Here is a 20,343-nt window from a genome sequence, read left to right on the forward strand (position 1 = left end):
TCGCTCATGACGCCACCCGCAGCGCGCGCAGCGCGTCCAGCGCCGCCCCGCCCGCCGAGTCCGCGACGAGCAGCCGGAACCGATCGGTGAGGTGGTAGACGTCCGGCCCCAGCGAGGTGGCCTCGCGGGCGGCGCCCTGGTCCACCAGCCAGCCGAGGGCGTCCTCGATCACCTTGAGGGTGCAACCGCGACCGCGGCGCCCGGTCTGTGTGGTGATCAGCTGGGGCATGTCGTTGTAGACCTCGGCCGCAGCCCGGGCCCGCTCCTCCGGGGTGCCCTCGTCACCCTCCTGGGCCGTGAGGGTGTCGATGGCCGAGCGCAGGAACTCGTCCACCTTCACCAGGTCCACCAGTTTGGTGTCCGGATCATCGAAGTCCACGTCCTGCGGGTAGGCGTAGGCGGCGACACCGATCAGGACCAGCCCGAACACCAGGCGCTCGGCCTGGTCCATGGTGCGGAAGTCGGTGAGCCTGGTGGCGAACGGGCCACCGGGCTCGGGGGCGAGCACGATTCCGGAGCGTGGGGTGCCCAGCGCCTCCAGACCGAGGCCCTCGGCCATCGTGTCCACGACGTCCCGGAACCGCAGCTCGGTGCGGTACCGGTCCAGCAGGGCGCGGTAGTCACTGCCCTCCACGGGCCGCGCCTTGCGCTGCAGGCCGAACGCCAGCAGCTCCGCGGCGGCGCGCACCTCGGTGAGGTCCGCGGCGACGGCCTCACTCACCGGCGGTCTCCAGTTCGTCCACGATCGACGCTTCCTCGTCGACAGCCGGGTGCAGGGGCCGTACCCGCAGGTCCCGCCCCCGGGCCAGCCGATGGTTCAGTTCGACGCCCTCGTCCAGCGCCTCCAGACCCCCGGCCAGCTCGACCGAGCCGTCCGGGTCCTCCTCGTCCGCCGCGGGGTCCGGGGCGAACGCCCACAGCGCCGTGAGCAGCACCAGCTCGGCGACCTCGTCGTCCTCGCTCGCGTCGAGCAGCTCGGACAGGGCCACCCCCTCCTCGGTCACCCGGGCCGCGGACAGCACCCCTCGCGCCCCCTCGACGACGGCGGCCGGGTACCGCTGCACGTCCTCCGCCTCGTCCTCCGCCGGGGCCGCCTCCTCGTCCGCCGGCTCGACGGTCTCCCGCTGCCGCGGCGGCGCCCAGAGCTGGTCCAGCAGGTCGTCGAAGCGGACGAGCCGGGGCACGCTCACCCCGAGCGCGCGGTCGGCGATGGCCGTGCCGACCGCGACGGCCTGCTCGCGCGGCAGGTCCAGGACGGGGAGCAGCACGTCCTCCCCGAGCGCCAGCATGCGCAGCCGACGGCGGCGCGCCAACCGTTGCCGGACCTGCGCGGCCAGGAACACCTCGCGGGCGCCGACCAGCCGGCGCTCGAGGTCCAGGTGCACCTGCCGGACGCGGTGCAGCAGGTCGACGATCCGGCCCGAGGTGGCCCGGACGTCTGCGGACGTCTCGGTGTCCAGCCCGCCCTGCACGTGCTCGAGGAAGCGGTCGTCCTCCGCGATCCGCTCCTCGACGTGCCTCCTCGCCGTGGCGAGCCGATCGGGGACGTCGACCAGCCAGTCGTGCGAGCCGACGTCCCGGCGGGTCGCGTCCAGCAGCTCGGACAGGGTGGCGGCGATGCCGACCGAGGTGCGCTCGGCCTGCGCGGCCGTGCGGGCCGCCGCGTCGAACCGGCGGTCGTCGAGCTGGCGCTGCAGGACGTGGGCCAGTGCGCGGTCCGCGTCCTCCAGGTCGACGTCGAGCCCGTGGAGGAAGAGCGTGATGGCCTGGTCGGACGCCACCAGCACCGGCCCGTACTCCGCGTCGCGCAACGAGAGCAGCCGGAAGCTGTAGGGCTCGCGCGCCACCCGCTCCCCGGACAGATCGGCGAACCAGTAGGTGAACCGCCGGTGCTCGTGCGCCTCGTTGAGCAGGCCCTTCAGCACCACCTGCGCGACGTCTCGCGCCTGGTGCGCGCGGTCCGGCCGCATCCGGGCGGCCAGCGCGGTCAGGTCGTCGGCGACCTCCTCGAGGGTGGCCTCGCGCGCGAATCCCATCGACCCGACGACGAGGTCGACGGCGGCCAGGGCGAGCTGACGGAGGTCGAACAGCTCGTCGTCGATCCCGGCGTGCGCCGCGTTGCGCACCAGCCGCGAGATCGGGTCCGTGAGCGCGAGCGCACGCCACCGCGCCCGGGCGGTCGCATCCGCCGCGGGCGACACCACGGGAGCGGCGGCCGTCATGGTCAAGACCATAGAAGGGCCTACCGACAGAAAACTCTCAGGCCCCTCTCACCTGCGATCGGGACACTCGCCGGTGGAACCGGAAAGGAGACCGCCGTGATCGCCTCCCTCCTCGGGCTGCTGCTGGTGCTGTTCCAGCTGGTCCTGCTCGCGCGGGTGGTCGTCGACTGGATCGGGGTCCTCTCCCCCGGCAGCGGCGGCTCCGCCCTCTACCAGGCCCGCCGCGTGACGCACGGGATCACCGAGCCCGTGATCGCGCCGGTCCGCCGGGTGGTGAGGCCGGTCAACCTGGGCGGCATCAGCCTGGACCTGGCCTTCATCATCGTCTTCGTCGGCGTGCTGATCCTGCGCACCGCGATCGTCCCGCTGATCCCGTTCTGATCGGGCGGGACGCCCCGCATACCCCACCCCGACCCGGGTAGTCGCGGGCATGACCGACCAGAACCCCGAGCACAGCAGGGCCGAGGACGAGCCCGCCCTGCCCGACGACCCCGTGGACCAGGACGCCGAGCCGACGATGACGGCGCCGGCGGAGGATCGCCCCGACGCGGGCACGCAGAATCCCCGCGGCGACAGCCCGGACGTGGCCGACGCCGACGGCGAGGGCTGAGCCAGAACTCAGCCGGTCTGCGGCGAGTCCTCCCCCGGCAGCAGCACCCGGGCCAGCCGGCGGATGCGCTCAGGGGTGACCCGGCCCTGCACGGAGTCCCGCACGACCCGGAAGCGGGCCGCGCGGACCTGGCGCGCGGTCACCTCGGTGACCACGGGTTCGTCAGCCTGGTCGCTCATCGTCGTCCTCCGTGTCGAGCACGAACTCCTCGCGGGCCGCACCGGTGGGTTCCGGCGGCGCGAAGGCCCGGTCGAGCTCGTCCAGGATAGCGTCGACCCGCTTCGCGTACCGCCGGTTGAAGGCGTACCAGTGCCCCGCGATCCGCCGCTCCTCCAGCATGTGCCGGGCGGCCTCCGGGGCGACCTTCCCCTCGACGACCCAGTCGTAGACCTGGCTGCACCAGCCGAGCAGGGCGGTGTCCTCCTCCCGGCGCCGCTTGCCCTCGCCGACCAGCAGGTTGGCCACGGCGCCGAGCAGCGCGCCGAGGAGCCCGCCCAGGAAGCTCGCCCACGTCGCACCCATCGACGCGGACCGTAGCGGGCCCCACCGACGAAACCGGCGAACCCGGCGGCGCGCCGCCGCCGCCGGCGCGACCCGGCCGAGGCGCGCCCGGCGTGCTTCGCCGCGGCCCCAGCCGGCGCGAAACCCGGGAGGCCCGGCCTACCCGTGCCGTTTCAACTCGTGGAAGAACCCGTCGACGACCTGCAGCTCCCCCGCCTCCACGACCCGGTCGTACACGTACTTCCCGACGGCCAGGTCCAGCACCCCCAGCCCGAACGGCGAGAAGATCACCGTGCCCTCGGCCGGCACCGACGCACGCCCGGAGAGGACGTCGTCGAGCGTCCCGGCCAGGAAGTCCCGGTTCCCGAGCCGCTGCTCGACCAGGTGCGGCGACGTGTCCGCCTTGAGGCAGTGCTCGACGTCGTCGACGAAGTTGGTCGCCTCGAGCAGGATCTCGGGCGCGAGGTCGCGCAGCGACACGTGCAGGACCAGCGGGCCGTGGTCGAACCAGGAGACCTCGGTGACGTGCGGCGTGCCGGCGATCGTCGCGAAGACCACCAGGTCGCTGCTCCGGATGAGCTCCTCGGGGGTGTCGTACAGGGTGATCCGGCCCGGGGTGCCCGAGCGCTCCAGGTGCCCGCGGAAGCCTGCCGCGCTGTCCGCGGACAGGTCGAACACGCCGATCTCCTCGAACTCCCAGCCGGTGCCGGCGAGGAAGGTCTGGATGTAGCGCGCGATCAGGCCCGTGCCGAAGAACCCGACGCGGGTCGGCCGCTTGCGGCCCTCGCTCAGCCGGTCCGCCGCCAGCGCCGCCGACGACGCCGTCCGGGTCGCGCTGATGATCGAGCTCTCCATGCAGGCGAACGGGTAGCCGGTGTCGTGGTCGTTGAGGATCAGCACGGCGGAGGCGCGCGGGATCCCGGCCTGGACGTTGCCCGGGAAGCTGGAGATCCACTTCAGCCCGTCGACCGGCGTCTGCCCGCCGAGGGAGGCCGGCAGCGCGATGATCCGCGAGGTCGGCCGGTCCGGGAACCGCAGGAAGTACGACGGCGGGTTGACCGTGTCCCCCGACCCGTGCAGCCGGTAGGTGGCCTCGACCAGGTCGGTGATCTCCCGCTCCCGTCCTGCCAGCGCCCCCTGGACCTGCGATCCGGAGACGACGGCGAACGGCGGCACGGTGAGCCCGGTGCCGGCGGGTGCTGTGGTGGGCTCGGCGGCGGGGTCGACGGCGGTCACTGCGCACCCCCGGTGGGGGCGCAGTCGGCGAGCTTCACCGAGTCGGCCAGCCCGACGAGCACCTGCCGGTCGCCCTGGTAGGCCTCGCGGCTGTGCGCGCACCGGACGTTGTCGACGAGCAGCAGGTCACCGGCCTGCCACGGCTCGCGCAGCGTGTGGGCGGTGTAGACGTCGTTGATCAGCGCGATCACCTCGGGGCCGATGGGCTCGCCGTTGCCGAACCGCGTGGTGAACGGCAGGCCGTCCGGTCCGTACGTGTCCACCAGGAACTCGCGGACGTCCGGGTCGAGCGTGAACTCGTTGAGGAAGGCGATCTGGTTGAACCAGCAGCGCGCCCCGCTCACGGGGTGCCGCACGACGGCGAGCCGGCGCTGCCGGGTCTTGAGGCCGCCGTCGGCGGTCCACTCGAACTCGATCGCGTTGGCGCGGCAGTAGGCCTCGACGGCGGCGCGGTCGTCCGTGCCGAAGGCGTCGGGCCACGAGGCGCCGATCTCGTCGTTGTAGGTCCGGGTGAGCATCCAGCCCTCGCGCTCGAAGCGGGCGACGAGGTCGGCGGGCAGCGCCTCCAGCACCGCGGCGGCGTCGGACACCGTGGTGGCGCCGCCGGCGGCCGGCGGGTTGAGGCAGGCGAACAGCATCAGGCCGGGGAACTCGAGCGTGTAGCTGAGCTCGTGGTGCATGCACATCTGCTGGTTGGCGGGCCACGAGGTCGACGAGTGCACACCGTCGCCGAAGTGCTGCCGCGGGGCGAACGCCTCGCGCTCGCCGAGCAGCGTGGTGGTGAGCCCGCGGAACACGGCCGAGGTGGCCGCCCAGTCCTGCAGGCCGAGGCCCCGGACGAACAGGTGCCCGTACTGCGTCACCAGGTTGCGGACGGCGTCGCGGTTCGCGGTGGCCCAGGCGGCGGGCCCCTGGGGCGCGGTGGTGGTCAGGACGACGGGCCCGCCAGGACGTTGCGTGAGGTCCAGTGCGGGTGCGGGCTGGGTCATGACGGTTCCTTCCGAGGGTGTGGTCGTCCGTTCAGGAAGAGGCGGCGCGGGCCGCGTCGAGTACGACGGCGGCCGCCTCGTCGGGTCGGCTCCGGAGGAAGTGGTGCCCACCCCCGTCGAGCTCTCGGGTCCGGATCTCCCCGGCCAGGAGCTCCCAGTCCCGGCGGCGGGTCTCGTCGGCCGTGCTCGGGTCGTCCGCGGCCCGGACGACGACGACCGGCGCGGTGACCTTGATCCCGGAGGTGGCGGCGTCGGCCAGGTACCGGTGCGCCTCGATGCAGTCGTGGCGGTACGCCGCCGCGACCCGCTGGGCGCCCTCCGCGTCGAGCTGGTCGAGCTCCGGGTACAGGCCGGTGTCGCGCAGCCGGTCGACCAGCGCGGCGTCCGACCGCCCGGACAGCTCGACGATCCCGTTCCGGCGGGTCGTCGGGTCGCCGAGCTGCTGCGACGAGAGCACGACCAGCTCGACGTGCACCCCCCGCTCGTCCAGCGCCCGCGCGGTGGCGACGGCGTACGCGGTGCCCGAGGAGTGCCCCCACAGCAGCACGCGGGTGAGCTTCCGGGCCGTGATCTCGGCGGTGACGCGCTCGACGATCTCGGCCAGCGGTACGAACTTCTCCGCGGCGGAGGGGTCGTGGCCGGGCGGCTCGACGCCGAACACGGTCATCCCGGTGAGGCGGCCCGCCACCGGCCGGAAGTTGACGGCGTTGCCGCCGGCCGGCGGGAAGCAGACCAGCGCCCGGCCCGGGTCGGCGCCGGTGGCGAGGGGCTGCAGCAGCTCCGCCGCCGCCGCGGGCGCGGCGGGGTCGGCGGCCGCCGCGGGCGCGTCGAGCAGCGTGGCCAGGTCGGAGAGCACCGGGTTGCGGGTGATGTCCTTGAGCGACACCGCCCGGTCCAGCGCCACCGCGAGCTTCACCGCGGACAACGACGAGCCGCCCCGGTCGAAGAAGTGGTCGTGCCGGCTGATCTCCGCCTCCGGCACCCCGAGGATCTGCGCGAACGCGGCGGCCAGCCGCTGCTCGGCGGGGGTCGCGGGAGCCTCGTGGTCCGCGGCGGCCGCGGGTTCCTGCCCCAGCTCGGCGGCGAGCGCCGTCAGCACCTTCGTGTCGATCTTGCCGTTCGCGGTGAGCGGCAACGGCTCCCGGCGGTGGAACGCCGCGGGGACCATGTACACCGGCAGCGTGCGGGCCAGGCCGCCCCGCAGGAGGTCGACGGGCAGGTCCTGAGCGGCGGCGTAGAAGGCGACCAGCTGCGCACCGGCGCCGGGACGCTCGGCCACGACGACGGCGCCGCTACGAACCCCGGGGATGCCCGACAGCGCGTTCTCGATCTCGCCGATCTCGATGCGGAACCCGCGGATCTTGACCTGGCTGTCCCGGCGGCCGAGGAACTCGAGCTTGCCCTCGGGCGTCCAGCGGCCGTAGTCGCCGCCGCGGTAGAGCCGCTCCCCCGGCACGTGCGGGTCGGTCAGGTAGACCGCGCGGGTGCGCTCCGGGTCGTTGACGTACCCGCGGCCCACGCAGACGCCGGCGAAGCAGATCAGGCCGGGGGCGCCGAGCGGGACCGGCTCGAGGTTCTCGTCGGTGACGTAGACGCGCACGTTGCGCACCGCCGGGCCGAGCACGACCTTGGCGGGCGCGGACCGCATGACCTCGTGGTTGGTGTCGTCCGAGGTCTCGGTCAGGCCGTAGGCGTTGACCAGCGCGACGCCCTGCAGCTGCCCGAAGAACCGCTGCGCGAGCTCGGTCTTGAGCGCCTCACCGGTCGCCGAGACGCACCGCAGGTCGGGCAGCTCCCGACCGGTGCGCTCCAGGTAGGACAGCACGACCTCGAGGTAGGACGGGACGAGCTGCACCACCGCGACCTGCTCTTCGACGATCGTGTCGACGAACCGTTCGACGTCGAGGATCGAGTCCTGCGGCACGACGACCGTCCGGCCGCCGACCAGGAGCGCCGAGACCAGCTGCCAGAGCGAGATGTCGAAGCACTGCGGAGCGGTCTGCGCGACGACCGCACCCTCGGCGATCTCCAGGTCCTCGATCTTGGCGAGCAGGTGGTTGAGCATCCCGGCGTGCTCGCACATCGCGCCCTTGGGCTCGCCGGTGGAACCGGAGGTGAAGTAGACGTACGCAGCCTGGTCCGGGCCGACGGCCACGCCGAGGTCGCTCCCGTCGGCCTCCTCCGCCAGCGCGCCGGCGAGGGTGAGCACGCGGACCTCGGGCATCGCGTCGAGGGCCCGGTCGAGGGTCTCGGTGCTGCCCGGCTCGGTGACGACGAGCGCCGCCTCCGCCCTCGTCAGGGTCTTCAGGATCCGCTCGGCCGGGAAGTGCGGCTCGATCGGCAGGTACACCCCGCCCGCCTTGAACACCGCGAGCACGGCGGCCATCCAGTCGAGGTTCCGCTCCGTCACCACGCCGACGACGCCCTCGCGCTCCAGGCCCTGGTCCTGCAGCGCGCGGGCGAGGCGGTTGGCGCGGTCGTTCAGCTCGGCGTAGGTCCAGCGCACGTCGCCCTGGACCGCGGCGATCGCGTCGGGGTGCCGGCGGACGCGCTCCTCGACCAGCTCGTGGAAGCGGCGGTCGGGCAGCGGGCGGATCGGCCCGGCCAGGCCCTCGAGCTGGTAGGCGCGTTCCTCGTCGGACAGCAGGGTCGACGCCGTGTGGTCGGTGCCGGGGGCGTCGGTGAGCTGCGCGAGCGCCGCGAGGTGGTAGCCCGCGATCCGGGATCCCGCGGCGGCGTCGAGTACGTCCGTGCGGTGCCGCAGCTGCAGCAGGCCGTCCCGGACGCCGACGGTGAGGACGACCTCCCCGGCCGGCTCCGGCGCGGGCCCGGCCGGGTCGACCTCGGTCTCGAACACCGGGCCGGCCACGCCGAGCTCGGCGCGCAGCGCCTCGACCGGGAAGTCCTGGTGGGTCCGCAGCTCGGCGGCGGCCAGCTGGGCCGAGTCGAGCAGGGCGCGCCACGAACCGGGTTCCACGGGCAGCCGCAACGGCAGCGGGCCGGCCGGGGTCACCAGCCCGACGACGGTCTCGGGCTCGCCGGACACCGCGGCCAGCACCTTGGCGTGCGCGGCGACCAGCACGGCCTCGGACAGGGCCTCGGACAGGGGTCCCGGCAGCGGCACCTCGACCGTGGCGACGCCGGGGGCCGGCTCGAGGGTCCAGCGCGGCACCGTCGTGCGTCCGCCGGCGGTCAGCACCGTGGTCCACCAGACGCGGGCCGGACTGCCGGGGGCGCAGGTCGGGGCGGCGGTCGGCGAGGTCATCAGGGTCTCCGGAGTGAGGGTGGCCGGGGTGAACTGCGGGATCGGCGCGGACGGGCCGGGCGGTGTGGGCAGGCCGGTCGGCGTGGGCGGTGAGGGCGGGGTCGTCATCGGACTGGCTCCTCGCGGGCCGTGAGCAGGGCGGCGGTCCAGTCGGACGCGCCCGGGTCGGTCGGGGACGGAAGGGTCGGCGCAGTCGGCGCAGTCGGTGCAGTCGGTGCAGTCGGTGCGGACGACAAGGGCGGCACGGGCGGGGCGGCCATCTCCCGGGCCGGGTTTCCGCCCCACCGCTCGCCTGCCGGGACCTCCTCGCCCTTCATCACGAAGGCGTCGGGGGCGATCTCCACGCCGTCGCCGACGGTGACGCCGTAGTGCACGAACGAGGCGACACCGAGGGTCACACCCGCCCCGAGCGTGATGCGGTCGGACTTGAAGGCGCCGTCCTCCTGCGAGTGGCACTGCATGGTCGTGCCGAAGTTGAGCGTGCAGTCGTCGCCGATGGCGGTCAGGGTCCGCTCGGTGAGGCTGACTCCGTCGTCGAACACCCGGCGGCCGAGCCGGACCCCGAGCGTGCGCGTGACCAGGTTCTTGAACGGCGTGCCGCCGAGCTGCCGCTCCATCGGCGGGATCACGAGCTTCCAGAAGCGCTCGTGCCGCCAGAAGCGGATGTCGTAGATCGAGCAGGACTTCGGGCGGATCCGGCGGAAGCCGATGATCGCCCGCTCCCAGAACACGAACCAGAGGACGGTGAACACCAGGCTCGCGACCATCTCCAGGCCGAAGGCGACGGCACCGAACTGCTGGAAGTGGTCCAGCGCCACCAGGCCGAGCAGCAGCAGCCCGAGGACGTATCCCCAGCGCACCATCAGGGCGAGCCCCATGGTGATCAGGTTGTGGACGTTCTTGCGGCGCAGCCGGCTGCGGCGCTCCCGCGCGTCGATCTCCAGGACACGGTCGCGCTGGACCGTGCGCGGGATCTCGAAGGCGGGCGAGCCGAGCAGCCCTACGCCCTGGCGGACGGGCCCGTCGATCGGCACCGCGACCTTGGTGGCCAGCAGGCAGTCGTCGCCGGTGCGGCCGCCGATCGGGAGGGCGACCTGGTTGCCCACGAAGTTGTCGGCGCCGATGACGATCCGCTCGGTGCGGAACGACGAGTTGGAGAAGTCCGCGTTGTTCACCGAGAGCCCGTCGGCGACGACCGTGCCGCGACCGACGGACGTCAGGTAGGGCGTCTCGTGCGCGACGGCCGAGCCGAAGTTCGACCCGGTCTGCACGACCTTGCCGAGGTCGTAGCCCAGCAGGTAGAGATAGCCCACGATGAACGAGCTGTCCCCGAACAGGTAGGTGAGGGTCTTCACGTTCGTCAGCCGGGTCACGGTGCGGTGCAACGAGTACCGCCAGCCGTGGATCGGGTGGACGCGGCCCGGCGGCACGAACAGCGCCACCAGCCGGGGCAGGGTGATGACGACCAGCATCCCGAGGACCAGGCCGCCGAACACGATGAGCGCCGAGTCGGCCACTGCCTCCAGGTAGAAGGCCGAGTCGGTGTAGCCGACCGTCGCGGGGTCCAGCAGCTTCTTGAACTGCGGAACCGCGTTGACCACGAGGAACAGACCGCCGAAGCCGAACGGCAGGTAGATGGCGAACAGCTTGACCAGCTGGCTCGTCACGTAGCTGACCTTGCGCAGCGCGCGGATCCGCACGGCCGGGACGGCGCGGAAGTCGGTACCGGCCTCGGTCGGGACCGCGGGCGAGCCGTGCCAGCTCTGGCCGGCCGGGATGCTCTGTCCGCGGTGGAGCGAGGAGGCGTGGCCCAGCTGGGCGCCGTCCCCCATGGCCGTGTCGATGTCCAGCACGGTCTTCTCGCTGACGACGACGTCCCGGCCGAGCGTGACCCGACCGGTCTGGATCGTCCCGGCGTGCGCGCGGTAGCCGAAGAGGATCGCGTCCTTGCGGATGACGGTGCCCGAGCCGATCGTGATCAGGTCGCTGCACACCGGCAGGTTGCGGGTCAGGATCACGACGTTCTTCCCGACCTTGGCCCCGAGGGCGCGCAGGTAGAGCGTGTAGAGCGGCGAGCCGACCATCAGCAGGGCGATCGGGTTGGCTCGCACGAGCGTCCGCACCAGCCAGAACCGGAAGTAGCGCAGGCTCCAGACCGGGAACTCCGTCTCCTTCCAGCGTCCGATCAGCAGCCACTTCGCCACGACGGGCAGCAGACACAGCACCAGGAACGCGGCCGCGCCGGCCTCGACCGAGCGCTGGTAGGTCTGCAGCAGCGTGGTGCTCGCGGAGATCCAGTTGTAGGCCCGGTCCATGACCACGCCGGCGATGCTCGCGTACGCCAGGAAGGTCAGCAGCTGCAGGAACCCGGTGAGGTAGTAGCCGAAGGTGCTCATGCGCACCGGCGTGACGGCCGCGGGTGCAGGCTGCTCCGGAGCGCCGGCCGGCCCGTCCGGCGCGGCCGCGGCGGCCATCCCGGCGATCGTCGGGTTGGCGTAGACGTCGCGGATCGAGATCGACGGCAGGTCCTCCCGCTTGCGCAGCCGGGCGCAGAAGCGGGTCATCACCATCGAGTCGGCGCCGAGGTCGTCGAACACATTGCGGTCGGTCGGCACCTGCTCGACGCCCAGGACCTCGGCCAGCACCTGCGCGAGCCCCTGGACGACGTCGTCACCGGCCGCCCCCACCGGGACGACCGGGGCGGCGACGGGCATCGACGGGGCGAACGCGGTGGCGAGCCCGGCGATCGTCGGGTGGGCGTAGACGTCCTTGATCGAGATCGACGGCAGGTCCGCCCGCTTGCGCAGCCGGGCGCAGAAGCGGGTCATCACCATCGAGTCCGCGCCGAGGTCCTCGAACACGTGGCGGTCGGTCGGGACGTGCTCCACGGCCAGCACCTCGGCCAGCACACCCGCCAGCGCCGACGCGAGACCGGCGGTGGAGCCCGCGGCGGCCGGGGCGGCTGGAGCCGCAGGAGCCGGGGCAGCCGGAGCCACAGGAACCGGAGCCACAGGAGCAGGAGCCGGGCGCGCCGGAGCGGTCGGCGGTGTCAGCGTGCTCGGGGTGACCGGCATCGGAGCCGGCCGGGTCGGAGCCGCGGTCGTGATCCGAGGGAAGGGCGTGGGTGTCAGCGGTGCGGAGCGCGGGAACGGCGTCGGCCGGTCCGGCGACCGCGGCGACCGGGTCGGCGCCGGTGCGATCCGGGACACCGACGACACGGGCGGCACCGGCGGTACGGGCGCCGCCGATGCGGTGGGCGGCACGGGCGACACAGCCGACGCGGGCGGCGCCGATGCACTGGGATGCGCGGGCGGCGCCGGGCGCGGGGCGGGCGAGGGCGCGGAGGCCGGCCGTGGGTACGGCGTGGGCCGGGCCGGCGCGGACGTCCGCGGGTACGGCGTCGGGCGGCGGGCCTCCGGCGCCTTCGGCGGGACCGGGCCGGCCGCAGGGGCGGCAGGAGCCGCCGGCGGCGCGGCCGTCGAGCCGATGATCTGGTCGAACGTCAGCACGTCCGGCTGCGGCTCGGGCCGTGGAGCCGGAGTCCCGGCCGGAGCGGCCGGAGCGGCCGTCGACCCCATGATCTGGTCGAACGTCAGGACGTCCGGCTGCGGCTCGGACTCGGCGGCCGGCGCCGGCGTGGGCGTCGGGGTCGGGGTCGGGGTCGGGACCGCGGAAGGGAACGCAGGCAGGGCCGCTTCCGGCGAGGCGGAGGTGGACCCCATGATCTGCTCGAACGTGAGGATCCCCGGCGCGGCGGGTGGGGCCGACGCGATCGGCGCCTTCGGCGTCGGTGACTCGACCGGCGTCGGAGGCTCGTCCGGCGTCGAGAGGTCGGCCGGCCAGGCGGGCGTAACGGTGGGCGCGACCGACGGGGCCGGCTCAACCGACGGGGCGGGCTCGGCCACCGTGGCGGGCTCGGCCGGCGTGGCGGGCTCGGCCGGCGTGGCGGGCTCGGCCGGCGTGGCGGGCTCGGCCGCCGCCGCGGGCTCGGTGGGCTCGGCCGGCTCGGCAGCCGTCGCGGGCTCGACGGCAGGGACCGCGTCCACCGGCGTCACCGGCGGCCGCAGCTGCTCCAACTGCTCCTGCAGCCGCGCGTTCTCCGCACGCAGCCGGGTCATCTCCCCGTCGCCCTGCGGCAGGGCCGCCCGGTCCACCCGCCCGTCGGCGGTGAGCGGCAGCGAGTCGAGCCGCTCCAGGCGGGCCGGTACGTGGGCGGACGCCAGCCGCTCACGCAGCCACGACCCGATCGCGCGCTCGGTGACCGCCGGGCTGTCGGCGCGCTGCGTGTAGAAGCCCACCAGCTCGGTGACACCGGGTGCCGGCTGGTGCGGCGCCACCGCCGCCGAGGCCACTCCCGGCACCGCCAGCATCACCGACTCGATCGCGGTGAGGTCGACGCGCTCGCCGTTGACCAGCACCTGCAGCGTCGTCCGGCCGCGGTACTCGATCTCGCCGGCGTCGTCGACCCGGCCGAGGTCGCCGGTCCGGTAGATCCGGCCGGACGGGTTGCCGGGGATGCCGAGGAAGTCGTCGACGAAGGCGTCGCCCGAGGGGTCGGGGAAGCCGCAGGCGAGGCCGAGCCCGGCCAGGCCGATCTCGCCGGTCTCGCCGTGCGGCAACGCCCGCTGCGGGACGTCGAGATCGAGGACGACGGTGGCGAAGGTCGGCAGCGGCACACCGATCGTCATCGGCTTGTCCGGGTGCGCCACCGTCCAGGTCGCCGCGACGGTCGCACCGGGCGGCACGTACGCGACCAGGAACCGGCGGTCCGGCCGGTGCCAGCGCGCGACGAGGCTCTGCGGGCAGGCCTCCCCCGAGACCAGCAGGAAGCGCAGCTGGGGCAGGTCCGCCTCCAGCGTCGCCAGCACGGCCGGGGTGGTGCACAGCGCGGTGACCCGACGCTCGGCCAGGACGGCGTGCAGGACGTCGCCGGTGAGGCGCGGGCCATCAGGCGCGGGCACCAGCGTGGCGCCTGCCGCCCAGGCCATCCAGACCTCCTCGATGCCGCCCCCGGAGAACAGGGCCCGGCCCTGGTAGAGGCGGTGCCCCCGGACACCGAAGGTCTCGGACGAGACCCGCACGGCGTTGCACATGCTGCGGTGGTCGATCTCCACGCGCTCGGACCAGCCGGCGTGACCGGGCACGTGCACGACGTACGCGGGCCGGTCGACGAGCTCGCCGCGCTCGGCCGGCTGCAGCCGTCGCGCGCTCATCTCCGCGATCAGGGCGGCGGCGTCGTCGACGGCCAGCACCTCGGTGCCGGCCGGCAGCGACCCGACGACGGCCACGCGTCCGCGCAGGTCCGCGCGGGTGAGCACGAGCCGGGCCTCGGCGTCGGCCACGAGGTAGCCGAGCCGGTCGGCCGGGGCGTCCGGGTCGAGCGGCACGCAGGTGGCACCGATCTTGAGCACCGCGAGCAGAGCGACGTAGGTCTCGACCCGGACGTCGAACAGCAGGGCGATGCGGTCGCCGGGTCGGGCGCCGCGCAGGCGCAGGTACCGGGCGAGCCTGTTGGCACGGGCGTCGAGCTCGTCGTAGGTCAGCGAGACGCCGGGGCCGTCGACGGCGAGCTGCCCGGCGCGGCCGTACTCGCGGATCCAGTCGCACCGTTCCTCGAACACCGAGTCCAGGCGCTCGTGACGGCGGACCCGCCAGCCCTGCGCCTCGTGCCGGTCGACCAGGACCAGCTCCGAGAGCATGGCCGGCGGGCCCGCAGGGGCCTCCGCCGGGGAGTGCCCCGGGGTGGGCGGCAACAGTGCCATCGTCTCAGGCCACCAGGCTCTCGTTCGCCGGCTCGGCGGCGAGCACCTCGTCGCCGAAGTTGTCCCGGACCCAGTCGGCCCGGTACAGGGTCTCCAGATAGCGTTCGCCCAGATCGGGGGCGAGCGTTACCGACGTGAGGTGCCCGGCCGAGTTCTGGTCCAGCCAGGCCTTCGCGCCGCTGACCACCGTGCCGGTAGATCCGCCGAAGAGAAAGCCCTTTCTCGCGATCCGGTGACACATGGCGATCGCGTCGGGCTCCTCGACGAACACGACGTCGTCGATGTAGGACCGGTCGAAGATGTCCGGCACGACGCTCGTGCCGAGGCCGGGGATCATCCGGCGCCCGGCCGGCTGGCCGAAGGTCACCGAGCCGACGGCGTCGACGGCCACGATGTGCACGTCCGGCCGGTACTGGCGGAACCAGCGGGCGCAGCCCATCAGCGTGCCGGTGGTGCCCGCGCCGACGAACAGGACGTCGAGCTGCGGGAACTCCTCGGCGATGGCCGGCGCGGTGGTGCGGAAGTGCGCCTTCCAGCTGTTCGGGTTGCTGTACTGGTTGAGGCAGTGGGCGTTCGGGTCGGCCGCGAGCACGGCCCGCACGTAGGCCTGGCGCGCGCCGAGGAAGCCCTCGGGGCCGGCCTCGCGGATCACGCGGACGTCGGTGCCCATGGCCTCCATCAGCGCGATGGTGGCGGCGTTGCAGCGGATGTCGGTGACGCAGATGAAGCGGTAGCCCTTGTTGGCGGCGATGATGCTCAGCGCGACGCCGAGGTTGCCGGACGACGACTCGACGAGCGTCGAGCCGGGCCCGATCTCCCCCGCCAGCTCGGCGGCCTCGACCATGGAGGCCGCGGCCTTGAGCTTCACGGAGCCGGCGAAGTTGAAGCCCTCGCACTTCAGGTACAGCTCGTGTCCGACGATGGCGCCGAGGTCGACGAAGAGGCGCTCCTCGGTGAACTCCTGCGGACCGGTCACGATCGGCATTGCTGTCTCCCCCCATCGAGCAGCTCGGCGCTGCGTTCCCCCGGTTCGTCGGCCGCGGTCGGTGCGGTTCGACGGGAACGACAATGCTCTGGGGAGAGCAGTCGGACATTGGGGCAGATACCCGAGGTCCCGGAGCGGTCCCCCTGACCCGACCGGGGGTTGACCCCCGGTCCTCCGGGGGCGGGCTCCCTCGTCGCCCGCGCCGCGGTCCGGAGACCCTTCTCGGCACGCCCGCCGCAGCGGGAAGCCGCAGTGCCCGCACCGGGCGCGCCGCTCCAGGGAGGTCACCGTGTCCGAGGGCGACGTCGCAGGGACGACGAGGCCGCCGAGCCGCCTGCAGCTCGGCCTGGCCACCGGGGTGCCGTTCGGCCTCTTCTGGGGTGTGCTCGTGGCCCTGCAGGGCGGCCCGGGCGAGACCGCCGGGCCCGCCGGCTATGGGATCCTGGCGGTGGCCTCGATCCTGGCCGGCGTCCTGTTCGGGCTGGTCATGGCCCTGGTCCTGGGGCACCTGCAGGACCGGGCGGCGCGCCGCACCGGGGTCGCGGGCGTGCTCGCCCGGCGGGACGTGCGCGCGGCGGTGTCCGCGGCGGAGGTGCTCGCCCGTGCCGGGGAGGCCGCGGCCCTGCTGCCCGGCGGGCGCCTGACGGCCGTCGACGCCGACCGAGCCCTGCTGCGCACCGGCGTGACCTGGCGCAGCTGGGGCGAACGGGTCGAGATCGAGGTGCGGCCGCAGGGCCCCGCCGCCCTGGTCGCGCTGCGCAGCCGCCCGTTGGTCCCGTTCACCCTCGTCGACCAGGGCCGCAACGCCGAGAACGTCGCGGTCCTCGCCGACTGGGTGGCGGGCCTGCCCTGATCCGCCACCGGGAGGCCACCCGTTTCACCCCGGAGGGCCTCCGGGTGCGGCGCCGGGGACCCGCCACCGAATGCTTGTTCGTCCGCCCGCGGGGCGACGCGCTCAGGCAGGCGGGATGATCCCCTCGGAGACCATCCGGACGACCTCGCCCGGCAGGGAGCCGGACCCGGGCCGCCCGGGCCGGTACCACTCGATGATCGAGTTGACGGTGCCGGAGAGCAGGCGGGCGGCGAGCGAGGGCTCCACCCCGGCCCGGACCTCGCCGTCGGCCACGGCCTCCGCGACCAGGGAGGCGATCGAGGCGTCGAACGCGCGGCGCCGGGCCAGGGCCCAGCGCTCGGTCTCGGTGTTGCCGCGCACCCGCAGCAGCAGCGTGACGTAGGGCAGCTCGGAGCTGAGCACCTCGACCTGGCGGAAGATGATGTGCCGCAGGCGTTCCAGGGCCGTACCCTGCTGCGCGGCGCGCTCCTCGAGGATCCCGAACAGGCCGTCGAGCGCCCGGCTCAGCGCGGCCCGCAGCAGCTCCTCCTTGCCGCTCACGTGGTGGTAGAAGGAGGACTTCGTGATGCCCGCGGCGCGCGAGAGGTCCTCCATCGAGGTCGCGTCGTAGCCGCGGGCGTTGAACTCCTGCACGGCCACCGCGAGCAGCGACGACGCGTCGTACACCGGCCGGCGCGCACCGGCGGCCCCCCGCGCGCGGCGGGTTCGCGGCGACGGGCCCGACGGGAGGGGCGGCTCGGACGGCGCGGCGGTCATCGGCCCTCGAAGGCGGGCCTGCGCTTCTCCAGGAACGCCTCCACGGCCTCGCGGTGGTCCCGGGTCACGCCGAGCCGCGCCTGCCCCTCGCCCTCGTTGGCCAGCACGGTGTCGAGCGAGGACACCGCACCGATCGCCACCGCCTTCTTGATCTCGGCGTAGGCGAGGGTGGGTCCGGCCGCGAGCCGGCGTGCCAGGTCGAGCCCTGCGCCGAGCACCTCCTCGGCCGGGACGACCGTCCTGACCAGGCCCGACGCGAGCGCCTGCTGGGCGTCGAACGACTCGCCGAGCAGCAGCAGCTCGGTCGCCCGGGCGGCGCCCAGTGAGTGCACCAGGCTCGCGGAGAGCCCGGAGTCCGCGGTGAGGCCGATCGCGGAGAAGGCGGTCGCGAAGGTGGCGGTGTCGGCGGCGACGCGCAGATCGCAGGCGAGCGCGAAGCCGAGCCCCGCGCCGACCGCGCCGCCGTTGAGCGCGCACACGACCGGCTTCGGCATTGTCGCGATCGCCCGAACGATCGGGTTGTAGTGCTTCTCGACCGTGTCGAAGGAGGTCGCCGCGTTGCCGCGCAGGGACTCGACGTGCTCGCCGAGGTCCTGCCCCACGCAGAACGACTTGCCGGTCCCGGTCAGCAGCACCGCGCGGACCGACGCGTCGGACCCCACCCGCTGCAGCGCCTCGAGGAGCGCCTCCTTGACCTCGACGGTCAGCGCGTTCCGCTTCGCCGGCCGGTTCAGCGTGACGATCGCGACGGCCGGGTCCTTCTCGTCCGCGGTGACGAGGACCGCCGAGCCGTCGGTGTCGGCCGCACCACTGTTCGTCTGCACGCGCTCATGCTAGCGCCCCGGGGAACCGAACGGTCGGTCGACGCGGAACCGCGAGGCGTTCGCGCAAGGGCGCTGCGACCTGCGGGGCGCAGCCGGTGCGCCCGTCAGGGACCCAGGAGGGACCGCGTCTCCGCGCCGGTCGCGGGGCGGGTGCCGAGCCGGTCCACGAGCACGAGCAGCTCCTCCACCAGCTCGGTGTTCGACGGCCGGCGCGGCCCGGCGTGGTCCTCCAGGCCCACCCGGACGTGCCCGCCCCGGCGGATCGCGAGCTCCGCCAGGCCGGACCCCACGACGTCGCCGCCGAGGACCGCGACCGACCAGGCCAGCCCGGTGGGCGCCAGCAGCTCCAGGTAGGCCTCGAGGGCGGTCGGCGTCGGCGGGAGGCCGAACTGCAGGTCGCCGCCGAAGTACAGCTTCACGATCCCGCCCGCCGGCAGCCGCCCGGCCCGCTGCAGCGTGGCCACGGTCCGCAGGAAGCCCGGCTCGAAGATCGAGAAGCTGGGGAGCGCGCCCAGCTCCCGGGTCCGCGCGCACATGTACTCGGTGTCCGCGATCGAGTTCTGGTAGGGCTCGGCGGCCGCGGGGCCCGGACAGCAGCCCGCGGCCGTCAGGCCCACGTTGACCGAGCCCGGGTCGATGAGCGTCATCCCGCCGAGCCCGGCCAGCTCGGCGACGTGGGCCCACCGCCTCTCGACCGGGATGCCCCGCGCGCCCGCGGCCATCGTCGGGTAGAGCAACAGGTCCGGGTACCGCTCCCGCACCGGCCCCCAGGCCGCGCGGTACGGGCCGGCCGCGTGCACGCCGTCGGCGGTGAACATCGGCTCGTCGTTGTGGTTGTGCACGATCGCGGCGCCGAGCCGCGCGCAGGCCAGGGCGTCGGCGGTGATCTCGGCCGGGGTGCGCGGCACGCGCGGGTTGACGCTGCGCGGCGTGGCCCCGTTCACGGCGACCTCGACGATCACGGGTGGGCGGTCCATGGTCCGTACCCTCGCCGCCCGCACGCGCCCGGACAACCGGTGTGATTCCCTACCGCGCGGTAACCCCTGCCTCCGGCAGGGGTGCACACTCGAACCCAGCAGCAGCCCTCCAGCGAAGGAGACACCCGTGCCCGAGGCAGTGATCGTCGCGGCGGCCCGCTCCCCCATCGGCCGCGCCCGCAAGGGCTCCCTGAAGGACATGCGCCCGGACGACCTGGCCGTCCAGATGGTCCGCGCCGCGCTGGACCAGGTGCCGGCGCTCGACCCGACCGAGATCGACGACCTGATGCTCGGCTGCGGTCTGCCCGGCGGCGAGCAGGGCAACAACCTGGGCCGGATCGTCTCCGTGCTGCTCGGCCTGGACACCGTGCCCGGCACCACGATCACCCGGTACTGCTCCTCGTCGGTGCAGACCACCCGGATGGCCCTCCACGCGATCAAGGCCGGCGAGGGGGACGTGTTCGTCTCCGCCGGCGTCGAGGCCGTCTCCCGGTTCGAGAAGGGCAGCTCGGACTCCTGGCCGGGCACCCACAACCCGGCCTTCGCCGACGCCGAGGCCCGCACCGTCGCCACCGCCGAGTCCGGCACCGACACCTGGACCGACCCCCGGCTCGACGGGAACCTGCCCGACGTCTACATCGCCATGGGCCAGACCGCCGAGAACCTCGCCCGCGCCAAGGGCGTGACCCGCGAGGACATGGACCGCTTCGGCGTCCGCTCGCAGAACCTCGCCGAGGAGTCGATCAGGAACGGCTTCTTCGCGAACGAGATCGCCCCCGTCACCCTGCCCGACGGCACGGTCGTCGACACCGACGACGGCCCGCGCGCCGGGGTGACCTACGAGGCGGTCTCGCAGCTCAAGCCGGTGTTCCGGCCCGACGGGGTCGTCACCGCGGGCAACTGCTGCCCGCTCAACGACGGCGCCGCCGCCCTGATCGTCATGTCCGACACGAAGGCCCGGGACCTCGGGATCACCCCGCTGGCCCGGATCGTCTCGACCGGTGTCACCGGGCTCTCCCCCGAGATCATGGGGCTGGGCCCGGTCGAGGCGTCGAAGCAGGCCCTGGCCCGCGCCGGCATGACCATCGACGACGTCGATCTCGTCGAGATCAACGAGGCCTTCGCCGCCCAGGTCATCCCCTCGGCCCGCGACCTCGGCATCGACCCCTTCGGCGACAAGCTCAACGTCCACGGCGGCGCCATCGCCGTCGGCCACCCGTTCGGCATGACCGGCGCCCGCATCACCGCCACGCTGCTCAACGGCCTGCGCGCCGAGGACAAGAGCATCGGCCTGGAGACGATGTGCGTCGGCGGCGGGCAGGGCATGGCCGTCGTCTACGAGCGGCTCAGCTGACCGGGAGCT

At 74.0% G+C, this 20,343-nt stretch carries 16 protein-coding genes; 4 read left to right on the plus strand and 12 right to left on the minus strand.

The window, feature by feature from the left end:
• Nucleotides 1-4 precede the first annotated feature (4 nt).
• Both LWC33_RS05710 and LWC33_RS05715 read right to left on the minus strand, forming a co-directional pair.
• Nucleotides 5-721: a hypothetical protein gene (locus tag LWC33_RS05710; RefSeq protein WP_233303162.1), complete on the minus strand. Its 717-nt coding sequence runs from the start codon at nt 719-721 to the stop codon at nt 5-7.
• Entirely contained in the window at nt 714-2,222 is a 1,509-nt protein-coding gene (locus tag LWC33_RS05715) for a hypothetical protein (protein WP_233303163.1), read from the minus strand. Before LWC33_RS05715 ends, LWC33_RS05710 begins: the two co-directional genes overlap by 8 nt.
• A gap of 96 nt (nt 2,223-2,318) precedes the next feature.
• Between LWC33_RS05715 and LWC33_RS05720 the strand changes: the two genes are divergently transcribed.
• Both LWC33_RS05720 and LWC33_RS05725 read left to right on the plus strand, forming a co-directional pair.
• Nucleotides 2,319-2,603, plus strand: coding sequence for a YggT family protein (locus LWC33_RS05720; protein ID WP_037054048.1), 285 nt, complete (start codon nt 2,319-2,321; stop codon nt 2,601-2,603).
• A gap of 49 nt (nt 2,604-2,652) precedes the next feature.
• Nucleotides 2,653-2,832 (plus strand): hypothetical protein, encoded by a 180-nt coding sequence (locus tag LWC33_RS05725; RefSeq protein ID WP_233303164.1) that lies wholly within the window; start codon nt 2,653-2,655, stop codon nt 2,830-2,832.
• 8 nt (nt 2,833-2,840) lie between these two features.
• On the opposite strand, the gene LWC33_RS05730 is transcribed toward LWC33_RS05725, so the two are convergent.
• The 7 genes from LWC33_RS05730 to sbnA form a co-directional block, all read right to left on the minus strand.
• Nucleotides 2,841-3,011: a hypothetical protein gene (locus LWC33_RS05730; RefSeq protein WP_232872008.1), complete on the minus strand. Its 171-nt coding sequence runs from the start codon at nt 3,009-3,011 to the stop codon at nt 2,841-2,843.
• Entirely contained in the window at nt 2,995-3,354 is a 360-nt protein-coding gene (locus LWC33_RS05735; RefSeq protein WP_233303165.1) for a hypothetical protein, read from the minus strand. Before LWC33_RS05735 ends, LWC33_RS05730 begins: the two co-directional genes overlap by 17 nt.
• Nucleotides 3,355-3,492: 138 nt before the next feature.
• Nucleotides 3,493-4,569, minus strand: a complete 1,077-nt coding sequence (gene sbnB / locus LWC33_RS05740) for a 2,3-diaminopropionate biosynthesis protein SbnB (RefSeq protein ID WP_233303166.1) — start codon at nt 4,567-4,569, stop codon at nt 3,493-3,495.
• On the minus strand, nt 4,566-5,558 hold the full coding sequence (locus tag LWC33_RS05745; protein ID WP_233303167.1) for a TauD/TfdA family dioxygenase: 993 nt from the start codon (nt 5,556-5,558) through the stop codon (nt 4,566-4,568). The genes sbnB and LWC33_RS05745 overlap by 4 nt, the downstream gene beginning before the upstream one ends.
• A gap of 31 nt (nt 5,559-5,589) precedes the next feature.
• A complete protein-coding gene (locus LWC33_RS05750; protein ID WP_233303168.1) occupies nt 5,590-8,931 on the minus strand; it encodes a non-ribosomal peptide synthetase in 3,342 nt (1,113 codons plus the stop codon).
• A complete protein-coding gene (locus LWC33_RS05755) occupies nt 8,928-14,585 on the minus strand; it encodes a Pls/PosA family non-ribosomal peptide synthetase (protein ID WP_233303169.1) in 5,658 nt (1,885 codons plus the stop codon). The genes LWC33_RS05750 and LWC33_RS05755 overlap by 4 nt, the downstream gene beginning before the upstream one ends.
• A 4-nt stretch (nt 14,586-14,589) precedes the next feature.
• Nucleotides 14,590-15,570: a 2,3-diaminopropionate biosynthesis protein SbnA gene (sbnA, locus tag LWC33_RS05760; RefSeq protein WP_233303170.1), complete on the minus strand. Its 981-nt coding sequence runs from the start codon at nt 15,568-15,570 to the stop codon at nt 14,590-14,592.
• A gap of 289 nt (nt 15,571-15,859) precedes the next feature.
• Between sbnA and LWC33_RS05765 the strand changes: the two genes are divergently transcribed.
• Nucleotides 15,860-16,423, plus strand: coding sequence for a hypothetical protein (locus LWC33_RS05765; protein ID WP_233303171.1), 564 nt, complete (start codon nt 15,860-15,862; stop codon nt 16,421-16,423).
• A gap of 102 nt (nt 16,424-16,525) precedes the next feature.
• Here the strand turns inward: LWC33_RS05765 and LWC33_RS05770 are convergent, their stop codons facing one another.
• The 3 genes from LWC33_RS05770 to LWC33_RS05780 all read right to left on the minus strand — a co-directional run bounded on the left by LWC33_RS05770 (nt 16,526) and on the right by LWC33_RS05780 (nt 18,980).
• Complete coding sequence (locus LWC33_RS05770; RefSeq protein WP_233303172.1) at nt 16,526-17,089, minus strand: TetR/AcrR family transcriptional regulator; 564 nt, start codon at nt 17,087-17,089, stop codon at nt 16,526-16,528.
• Nucleotides 17,090-17,175: 86 nt separating this feature from the next.
• A complete protein-coding gene (locus LWC33_RS05775) occupies nt 17,176-18,003 on the minus strand; it encodes an enoyl-CoA hydratase/isomerase family protein (protein ID WP_233303173.1) in 828 nt (275 codons plus the stop codon).
• A gap of 104 nt (nt 18,004-18,107) precedes the next feature.
• A complete protein-coding gene (locus LWC33_RS05780; RefSeq protein WP_233303174.1) occupies nt 18,108-18,980 on the minus strand; it encodes a beta-keto acid cleavage family enzyme in 873 nt (290 codons plus the stop codon).
• 127 nt (nt 18,981-19,107) lie between these two features.
• On the opposite strand from LWC33_RS05780, the gene LWC33_RS05785 reads away from it, so the two are divergent.
• Nucleotides 19,108-20,334 (plus strand): acetyl-CoA C-acetyltransferase, encoded by a 1,227-nt coding sequence (locus LWC33_RS05785; protein WP_233303175.1) that lies wholly within the window; start codon nt 19,108-19,110, stop codon nt 20,332-20,334.
• Nucleotides 20,335-20,343 lie beyond the last annotated feature (9 nt).

It is taken from the genome of Pseudonocardia terrae, assembly GCF_021343995.1.
GTDB lineage: Bacteria > Actinomycetota > Actinomycetes > Mycobacteriales > Pseudonocardiaceae > Pseudonocardia > Pseudonocardia terrae.